Below are 10,435 nucleotides of genomic sequence, written 5' to 3'. Positions count from 1 at the left end.
CTACTAATTATCAGCCATTTATTAGGCTCATATCATCTAGACTAATAGCTAGCTAATAAAAACAATTCACTATTTTGTCAAGAAATCAGTGCGTTTCCTTTCTTAACTGCCACTTTCTAATCACCATCTTCTTGAAAAAACTTCTCACTTCCCTTTTCGTTCTGTTCGCACTTACGGCATTCGGGCAGAAAGTATCACCGATTCCGGGATCTAAAGACCCAACGCCCGAGGTCGAAAATGATGTACAGGTGATTTCTCTTCCTAACAACCTTGTTTCGGCCCTGCCAAGCAAGCCGACAAGCTTACTGGCCGGTTCGATGCTCTTTCAACAAGAGAATCTCTACAGCAACAATAACTCAGCGGCTACGGCTACAGCGCTTGGCGGTACGGCCGTAAAAATCCGGGGCAATCTTTATCCTAAGGGCGATATCGATTATTATTCGTTCACAGCCAATGCCGGCGACCGGGTGTATGCGGCTACTATGACTGCCTTTGCCTATACAGGTTCAGGATCTTCGCAAGATAGCCAGCTAACTCTGATTGGGCCAGATGGGTCTACTGTCATTGAGTTTGACGATGACAATGGTTCTTTTTCCGCTCTTTCGTCATCCATTGCTGGCGCTATTATTCCGACGACCGGCACCTATTACATTAAAGTAAATGACTTTACGGCAGGGACGACCCTCGAATGCCCATACGATTTATATCTTAAAGTTCAGAGCGGCAGTCCAACGCCTGAAGTTGAGGGCAATGACACGCCCGCCACGGCTAATACGGCCCCGGCAAGCGGTTGGGTGAGCGGGGCCAGAAACACGGCGGCTGCTACCGAACAGGACTGGTATTCCATTACCTTGAATGCTGGCGAAACTGTCTTTTTAAGTCTGGATCTAGATCCTGAGCGAGATGGTACGTCCTGGAATGGCCGACTTGGTTTTGCGTTGTTTGGCGATGCAGGCAACCAGATTATGGTTACTGATGATGCCGGAACGAGTGATGCTACGCCCAATCCGACCATACCATCGGAGGCTATGTTCTTTACCGTCAAAGAGTCTGGTACGTATTATCTGTTTGTGGATGCAGCCTCAGCCGCTGTCGGTGGACCAACCGCTACCTACCATCTTTCGGTATCTAAGCTTGATGCCACTACGGGCTTTACAACCTATACGTCAACGGATGTGCCAAAGGCTATTGGGCCATCAAATGGAAGTGTATCGTCGACTGTAACCATTCCGGGTAACGCAATCATTAAAGATCTGGCTGTGAGAATTACGCTCAATCATGCGCTCATGCAAGATGTAGACGCTATTCTTACAACACCGGAGGGAAACCAGATTGGCCTGTTTACGGACATTGGATCAGCGGCAACAGGCGGGCAAACGCAGATGGATATACGGTTAAACGACTATAATGCCCTCCCGCCAAGTTTTACTGTGTTGAAGCCTGTGAACCTCATGCCGAAAAGAGAATCAAAACTGAATCAGTTGAAAGGCATGAAGGCCGGTGGTACCTGGACATTGACTCTTTACGACGATAATAACAACGCTAGTGGCGGAACACTAACTTCCTGGGGGATTGAAATACTGGCAGATGATACGCCAGCCACCTTGGCTACTTATACCCCTATTTACTCCCAGGATTTTGAAAGTGGCGACGGTGGTTTTACCCACTCCGGCACAAACGATCAATGGGAACGGGGAACCCCTAATACGGCTGCAACCACTACAGCAACCCCCATTGCCGCTTTTACTACCGCAAACAGCGGCACGAATGCCTGGAAAACGAACTTAACCGGCCCTTATGCACTAAACTCGAACCAGCTTTTAGAATCGGGCGATATTGACCTGACGGCGGTTACGGGTAATTCGTTGATACTAAGCTGGGCTATGAAGCACCAGATGGAAGGTACGATTTTCGACCAGTTAGAGGTTTACGTTGAAGAAGTGGGTGGGGGTGGTCTTACCCAAAACGTGTATACCTGGATAGGGGGTGATCAAAGGTCAGGAACTTCAGGTTTTATCGTAGGTAATCCAACCGTTAACGTTCCTATGTCAACGGGCTGGGGAACCTTTTTTGCCGATGTTTCTGCCTTTAAAGGGAAAACCATTCGATTTAAAGTCCGACTCACTTCGGATAATTCAGTCTTCTTTGGCGGGGTAGCCATAGATGATGTCAAGCTCTACGTCAATTGTACAACGCCTGCTACGCCTGTATTGGCCGCTGGCAACCAGACCACGGTCTGTTCAGGCACTCCGGCTTCGTTATCCGCAACGTGTAGCGTGGGTACTGTCAAGTGGTACGATGCCGCCGGTACTACGTTGCTTTCCTCCGGTTCGCCTTATAACACGCCAAACCTGACTGCCAACACCATCTATCAGGTGCGCTGCGAAAACGCGGACTGCGTGAGTGCGTTTGTCTCAACAACCGTCACTGTGACCCCAGCTACGGTGGGTGGGAACGTAGCAGGCAGCACCAGCGTCTGCGCCGGAACCAATTCTACTACGTTGACCCTGAGCGGTAATGTAGGCGCGGTGCAGCGCTGGGAAGCATCTGCCACTAGCAGTTTTGCCAGTACAACGGCGATTAATACCACCTCGAATAGCCTGACAGTGCTCAACGTCACCCAAACGACGTATTTCCGGGCCGTGGTTAAAAATGGTTCGTGCAGCGAGGCTTTTTCAGGAACGGCCGTTATCACCGCCAATCCAGCCGTAACCGCTACCATCAGTGGGGCTACGTCGGTCTGCTCCGGTGGAACTACTACGTTAACCGCTTCGGGGGGCAACAGTTATCAGTGGAGTAATAACGCCACTACCGCCAGCATCACCGCCGTAGCGGGCGTTTACTCGGTCACGGTGACGAACACAAGTACGGGCTGTTCGGGTACCGCCAGCGTAACAGTAACCAGCGGCTCGGCGCCTACACCAACCCTAACGGCCAGTCCATCCGCTACGTTAACCTGTGCCCAAACCAGCCTGACCCTGACGGCCAGTGGTGGCACATCCTACACCTTTACGGGGCCTAACGTAGTGAGCCAGAGCGGCAACACGGCTATTGTTAATGTGGCGGGAACGTATTCAGTAACAGTGGCTAACGCGTCGGGTTGCACCAGTAGCACCACCACGACCATCTTCAGCGCTACCAGTGTACCCACCGTCAGTATCAGCCCTTCGAATGCTACATTAACTTGTGCGACTCAGTCAGTAAGCTTATCGGCAACCGGCAGCGCTGGTACGTATCTGTGGAGCACCGGAGCGACTAGCCAGGTGATTAGTGCGACGGTAGGCGGGCCTTACTCGGTCACCCTGACGGATGGTAACGGCTGTACGGCTATGGCCAGCACAACGGTTACCCAGGCAACCACTCCACCAACAGTCAGTATTAATCCCCCAAGTGCTACGTTGACCTGCGCCAATTCAGTGGTCAGCTTAACTGCGGTGGGAACAGGCACGTATCTATGGAATACGGGAGCCACCAGCCAGGTCATTAGCGCGACGGCAGGTGGAATCTACTCCGTTACATCAACGAATAATAACGGCTGTACGGCTATGGCCAGTGCTACCGTAGTTCAGGATAATACAATACCAACGGTAAATATATCGCCAGCTAGTGCTACGTTGACTTGTACAACCACGTCGGTGAGTTTAAGCGCAACAGGTAGTACGGGTACGTATCGATGGAGCACTGGCGCCACCAGCCAGGTAATCAGTGCTACGTCGGCAAATACGTACTCAGTGACCCTGACAGCCAGCAACGGTTGTACCGCCATAGCATCAGCTCAGGTGGTTCAGGATAATTCAGTGCCAACCGTAAGCATTTCTCCCAACAGCGCTACGTTGAATTGCACGACCAGCTCGGTCAGCCTGAGCGCGACGGGAACGGGAACGTATCGCTGGAATACAGGCGCTGTAACTCAGGTCATAAGCGCCACCGCAGCCGGAACCTATACGGTTACCCTGACAGCCGGAAATGGTTGCACCGCTACGACGTCGGCGACTGTTGCCCAGAGCAGCAGCGCCCTATCAGTGAGCATCTCTGCCAATCCGTCGCTGACGATTGGCGCCGGCCAGAGCACGACGCTGACCGCCAGTGGCGCTACGAACTACCAGTGGAGTACCAGCGCCAACACGGCCAGCATCGTGGTCAACACCCCAGGTGTCTACTCCGTGACGGGAACGACAGGAACCTGCTCCGGAGTCGCATCGGTCACCGTCCTGCAGGCAGCTCCAGCAGGTCCCTTCGCTATCTCAGCCGTCACCACCAATAACTGCCAGCAGATCGCCAGCAACCGCTACGTCATCAGCTTCACCCCAGTCTACAGTGGTACCAACGCCCAGCCCATCAGCTTCTCGGTGGTCAATGAGCTGTTCCCCACCACCGAACCGGGGCCATACACGCTCCAGCTCTACACCGACAATCCGGTGATTGTGCTTAAGGCCATCCAGACCGGCACGCCCGGCGAGGCTTCCTTCAGCTACAACTGGCTGGCGGCCTGTTCTAACCCCATGCCCAACACCCCACCGCGCGTCAACCAGCCGCTGGTTAACCAGATTGCGCAGGTCGGCCAGGCCTTTGGGTATACCATTCCGCAGAACACCTTCACCGACAATGAGACTCCTCAGAGTCTGGTGCTGAGTGTGAGCGGCTTACCGGCTGGACTGAACTTCACCCAGCCTAATCAGATCGGGGGCGTGCCTAGTGTAACCGGTGTAAGCTCGGTGAGCGTAACGGCTACCGATCCCCAGGGGTTGAGTGTAAGCACCAGCTTCTCGTTGAGTGTGGTGATGCCAACGGGTATGAACACCCCACCCACCGTGGCCAACCCGGTTGCCAACCAGACCATCATCCAGGGTCAGCCCTTCAGCCTGAACGTGAGCAACGTATTCACCGATGCCCAAACGCCTACTTCTCTGGCGCTCACCAGCAGTCCACTACCCGCTGGGTTGACGTTGACCAACGGCGTGATTTCGGGTACGCCTTCAGCGGCTGGCACCACCAGTGTCACCCTGACGGCTACCGATCCGGGCAGTTTATCGGCTAGTTATGGCTTCACCATCAGCGTCCAGTCGGCGACCGTCAGCGGAGGATTCGCCATCACCGGAGTCACCACCGACAATTGTCAGCAGATTGCGGCCAACCGCTATGCCATCAGCTTCACGCCCCGCTACAGTGGCACCAACGCGCAGCCCATCAGCTTCTCGGTGGTCAACGAGCTGGCGCCCACCACGGCGGCCGGGCCTTACAATCTGCAGCTCTACACTGACAATCCGGTGATTGTGCTCAAGGCCATCCAGACCGGTACGCCGGGCGAAGTGTCCTTCAGCTATAACTGGCTGGCGGCTTGTTCCAATCCAATGCCCAACACGCCACCGCGCGTCAACCAGCCGTTGACCAATCAGACCGCGCAGGTGGGTACGGGTTTTGGCTACACGATTCCCCAACTCACCTTCACCGACAACGAGACGCCGAACTCCCTGGTGCTTTCCGTCAGTGGCTTACCGGCGGGTTTAAGCTTTAGCCCACCCAGTCAGATCGGTGGTGTACCGAGTGTAACCGGGGTGAGTTCGGTGACCGTAACGGCTACTGATCCCCAGGGATTAAGTGTAAGCACCACCTTTACGCTGACGGTTAATCCAGCCGGTGGTTTCATTATTTCTGGCGTGCAGACGGTGAGTTGTGTGGTGCTGAATGCGAATCAGCGTTCGCTGACGTTCACGCCGATCTACGGGGGCTCGGATGGCAGTCCGATCAGTTTCTCGGTGGTTAATGAGATGTTACCCACCACGGCACCTGGCCCCTACCAATTAACGTTATACACCGACAACCCAGTGTTGCAGTTGCGCGCTCGTCAGGGTTCCTTGCAGGCCAGTTATGCGTACAACTGGCTAGCGGCCTGTGGCAGCACGCGGCAGGGTGTGACCGAAGTGGGCAGCGAATTGCAGGTAACGGTGCTGGGCAACCCGACCTCAGGTCAATCGGCTGCTATTGAGATTCGGGGGGCCTATGGCCAGCGGGTCTCAATAGATCTGGTAGATATGCAGGGACGATCGACGCATCAGCAAGTAATTGATGAAGCGGGTACGGTGGAACGAGTCCGGGTGCCGCTAGCGGCTAATCGGGGCATTCTATTGTTGCAGGTGCGCACAGCGAGCCAGCTCAAGACCGTGAAGCTCATCAAGTCGGAATAAAAAAAGCAAGTTCAGGTAGCAGGGAGGCAGGGCCATTGGCTTTGCCTCCTTTGTTTTTAGTAGTGTTTTATTGCTACATGATTGCCTACCAAAGGCATTTGAATTTTGCTGAATAGGCGGATACCGTTAAATTGAATTTTCATCAGCCACCATTTTGCAAGTACTATCAGCTAGCGCCGATACGTTCGTCATGTATACTGCAACGCCACAATCACCTGATTCTTAACTAGAAGAGTGGAATTTCAAATCAGTCTGTTTTATTTTTATAGCTACTACGAATGTCGATGAAAGTTGGGGTTACGCTACTCATGTTTTTACTGGGCAACGTAGCGGTAAGAGGTCAATCAGTGCCTGTCCTGAAATTTGAAGAGCTGGAGCAACGTATCAAACAGCCAAACGATACGTTGTATGTCGTCAATTTCTGGGCAACCTGGTGTGCGCCCTGTGTGAAGGAGTTGCCGCTCTTCGAATCGGTTCGCAAGACGTATGCAAACCAGAACGTGAGTGTGTTGCTGGTATCCATGGATGCGCGAAAAACGTTGGCTACCAAAGTGATTCCATTTGTGCGCAACCGAAAAATGGGCACGAACGTAGTGCTGCTCGATGAGCCGGATTTAAATACCTGGATTGATAAACTGGTTCCCGAATGGTCGGGCGCGTTACCTATGACACTGGTGCTGAATGAGAAACGTAACGTTCGGCAGTTTATCGGGAAACCCGTGAAAAACGGTGAACTTGAATCAATTATCAATAAACTCAAACAATGAATGTCATGAAAAAAGCTAATTTATTGCTTGCGATCGAGCTGATGTTCGCTATCGTGCTGATGACCTCGCACACTTCGTCGACGGGTTACAAAGTGGGTGATGTAGTCCAGGATTTTAAACTGAAAAATGTAGATGGCCGAGACGTATCGCTCGCCGATCAGAAAGACGTAAAAGGGTACATTATTGCCTTTACCTGCAATACCTGCCCGGTTGCGCAGGCCTACGAAAGCCGCATCATTGCGCTTAATGAGCAGTTCGCGCCGAAAGGATTTCCGGTTGTTGCGATCCAATCCAACGATGCGCAACGTTCGCCGGGCGATTCATACGCGGGAATGCAAGCGCGGGCCAAATACAAAAAATACGCATTTCCTTATTTACACGACGAAAGTCAGGCGGTGGCCAGTGCGTTTGGGGCTTCCAATACTCCCCATATGTTTGTGGTGAAAAAAGAAGGAAACCAGTATCGTGTAGCCTATATAGGCGCCATCGATAACAACCAGGGCGACGGCTCCTCAGCCAGCAAAAAGTACGTAGAAGAAGCCGTCAACGAGCTGCTGGCCGGAAAACCCGTTACCACCCCAACGGCAAGAGCAATTGGCTGTGGCATTAAGTGGAAAAACGCGTGATAGGATATATGAAGTAGGATGTATGATAGCTGATAGAAAATACATCATACATCCTATATCATATATCCTACTTCATACATCCAATTTACATTTTCTCTTTTCCAAACTTCGTCCCGAAGAAATCGCCTTTGTTCCAGGTGGGGCGGCCATCGGCCTGGGCGGTTAGGTAGCCGACGAGAAATTGCAGTTGCGCGTGTTTGGCGGCTGCGTTGAAATCGAACGGCTGATTCATATCGTCCTGGGGCGAGTGATAAATGGTGGCCCGCCAGCTCAGATTTAGTTTGGTACCGTCGAGGTTTGGGTTGCCCGTCTGCGACCCGCTTTTGATGAACAACGCTGGAATGCCCTGACGCACAAAGCTGAAGTGGTCGCTTCGCATGAACACGGTTTGCTCAGGAATTGGATCAGGGCTAATCTGTACGCCCAAAAACGAAGCCGCCTGACTTACTTCCTTATCCAGACTGGAATGCTGCGCGCCATAAGGGACGATATCGAGCAGCGGATGAAAGAAAAATGGCATATCCAGCGTCTGGTTAGAGACAATTTTCTCTTTTGGAACGGTTGGGTTGCTGGCGAAATAATCCGACCCCAGCAGCCCTAATTCTTCGCCCGTTACACAAACGAACAAAATCGACCGACGAGGTGCTTTTGGAAGTGACGAAAACAGCCGCGCTGTTTCCAGATTGATCGCCACGCCCGAAGCGTTGTCGTGAGCGCCATTGTTAATGGAATCGCCCTTCACAGGTCTCGTAATCCCCAGATGGTCGAGGTGGGCGACGATCACTACGTATTCATTTTTCAATACCGGGTCGGTACCGGGTAACAGCGAAACCAGATTGTAACCAGCCACCTCTTCCACCGCATCCGTCTGCGTTTTCATACGTATTGATACGTTCAACGGAAACGCCTGCGGGCGATTTTTCTGGGCCGCTTCCAGCGCATCCCGGAAGGACGTACCAGCCTGCGCAAACAACAGACGAGCCGTCGAATCGCTCAACGAAGCGGCTCCTTTGATGGCCGGATAGGTACGTTGCGGTTTCCCCTGCTTATCACGCCATTTGTAGACACCCAGGCGCGCACGCGGAGCTGCCGTTTCAACACGGTTTCGGAGATCGGTGGGCATGCTGAACGCTACCGTACCAACGGCCCCGTGCGCCACTGCATTTTCGGCTTTCGATGACGAGTAATATGCCCGCTGATTAGACGGGAACGTAGCAGGTGCGCCGTTGAAATACGCCACAATTTTGCCCTTTACGTCGATGCCTTTATAGTCATCATAATCCAGTTCGGGGGCTGTAACGCCGTACCCAACGAACACCACCGGCGCGTTGACTTCGCTGGTTGGCAGATCAGGATTTGGGCTAAGAATACACTGCCGACCAATGATCAGCGGCCGTTCTTCTCCCTTCGTAATTAAAGCAACAGAGCTGTTTCCTTCCTGCACCTGCCAGCGGCCCAGTGGTACGTTCTGCCGATACGTTTTATTTTCGCCAGCAGGCTGTAAACCAAGGGCTTTAAACTGACTCACTACGTATTCAGCCGCCATATCGAAACCACGCGAGCCGGGTTTCCGACCTTTGAGCGAATCGCTGGCCAGGATACGCATATGGTTTTTAATCGCTTCGGGACGTACCGTTTTGACTACTTGCTGGGCTTCGGCAGGAATCGCGTTCGACTGCGATTTTGCTACGTTCGGACCGAGCAGGGCAACGGATGCAATGAATAATGAAGTGTATAGATCACGCATTTTAGTTAGGTTAATAAATAGCTAAAATACGTGATGGACTGAATTTATCCGTTAATCTTTCCCACTTTATCGATCGGTAACGGCCATTTTCAGTAAAGCCAGTTCAAGTTTGGTATATTCGTCGCCCCAAACAGACGTAGCACATGAAAAAACTACCCGTAATTATTGACTGCGATCCCGGACACGATGATGCCGTTATGCTCATGCTGGCTGTTGGCAGCGGCTTATTCGACATAAAAGCAATTACTACGTCGGCGGGAAATCAGACGCAGGCCAAAACGCTGAAGAACGCGCTGAAACTTGTTACGTTGCTTCAGGTCGATATTCCGGTGTACAAAGGCTGCGAGAAACCGTTGTTTCGGGAGTTGATTATTGCCGATTATGTACATGGCGAAATGGGCATGGACGGCCCTACCCTACCCGAGCCCACGCTACGTCCTGAATCGTTGTCGGCGGTGGAAGCGATAGCGCAGATTCTGACGGAGAGTTCGGAAAAAATTACCATCGTGCCAACCGGCCCACTGACCAATATTGCTACGTTCCTGCTGGCGTACCCACACCTAAAGGATAAAATTGAGCAGATTTCGCTGATGGGCGGGGGCGCTTTTCGGGGTAATATGACGCCGACGGCTGAGTTCAACATCTATGTAGACCCCGAAGCGGCTGCAGTCGTTTTCAATTCGGGCGTTTCGATTACGATGTGCGGACTGGACGTAACACACCAGGCATTGGTGTTTCAGGAAGACATTGAGCGGTTTCGGGGAATCGGCAATCAGTCGGGAAACGTAGTGGCCGAATTGATGGACTTTTTCTCCATTTTCTACCGTCGGGAACGCCCCGAACTGGAAGGAGGAGCCGCCCTTCACGACCCCTGCGCCATCGCGTATCTGATTAACCCGTCGATATTTAGCGCGAAACCGTGCTACGTTGATGTTGAAGTAAACGGCAAACTGACGACCGGAACAACCGTCGTTGATTTTTTCGACGTACTGAAGCAAAAACCAAACGTCAATTTCGTCTATGAGATTGACCGCGTGCGGTATATAAATCTTATTTACGATGCTGTGCAGAAGTTGCCGTAGTAGTGATACGTCAAACGTTTCTATGTAG

At 52.4% G+C, this 10,435-nt stretch carries 5 protein-coding genes; 4 read left to right on the top strand and 1 reads right to left on the bottom strand.

Annotated features, from left to right (window positions below):
- Positions 1-131: 131 nt before the first annotated feature.
- The 3 genes from ACYVF1_RS03690 (at position 132) to ACYVF1_RS03680 (ending at position 7,578) form a co-directional block, all read left to right on the top strand.
- On the top strand, positions 132-6,185 hold the full coding sequence (locus ACYVF1_RS03690) for a putative Ig domain-containing protein (protein WP_461075731.1): 6,054 nt from the start codon (positions 132-134) through the stop codon (positions 6,183-6,185).
- Positions 6,186-6,463: 278 nt separating this feature from the next.
- Positions 6,464-6,952, top strand: a complete 489-nt coding sequence (locus tag ACYVF1_RS03685) for a TlpA family protein disulfide reductase (protein ID WP_461075729.1) — start codon at positions 6,464-6,466, stop codon at positions 6,950-6,952.
- 5 nt (positions 6,953-6,957) lie between these two features.
- The gene (locus ACYVF1_RS03680; RefSeq protein ID WP_461075727.1) at positions 6,958-7,578 is read left to right on the top strand and encodes a thioredoxin family protein; all 621 of its coding nucleotides are present in this window, start codon (positions 6,958-6,960) and stop codon (positions 7,576-7,578) included.
- A gap of 85 nt (positions 7,579-7,663) precedes the next feature.
- On the opposite strand, the gene ACYVF1_RS03675 is transcribed toward ACYVF1_RS03680, so the two are convergent.
- Positions 7,664-9,325: a M28 family metallopeptidase gene (locus ACYVF1_RS03675; RefSeq protein WP_461075725.1), complete on the bottom strand. Its 1,662-nt coding sequence runs from the start codon at positions 9,323-9,325 to the stop codon at positions 7,664-7,666.
- Between the two features lie 143 nt (positions 9,326-9,468).
- Between ACYVF1_RS03675 and ACYVF1_RS03670 the strand changes: the two genes are divergently transcribed.
- Positions 9,469-10,407 (top strand): nucleoside hydrolase, encoded by a 939-nt coding sequence (locus tag ACYVF1_RS03670; RefSeq protein WP_461075723.1) that lies wholly within the window; start codon positions 9,469-9,471, stop codon positions 10,405-10,407.
- The last annotated feature ends 28 nt before the right edge of the window (positions 10,408-10,435 follow it).

The organism is Spirosoma flavus (assembly GCF_054778555.1).
The sequence above is the reverse complement of the archived record's forward strand: the minus strand, read 5'-3'. Positions and strand labels throughout refer to the sequence as shown.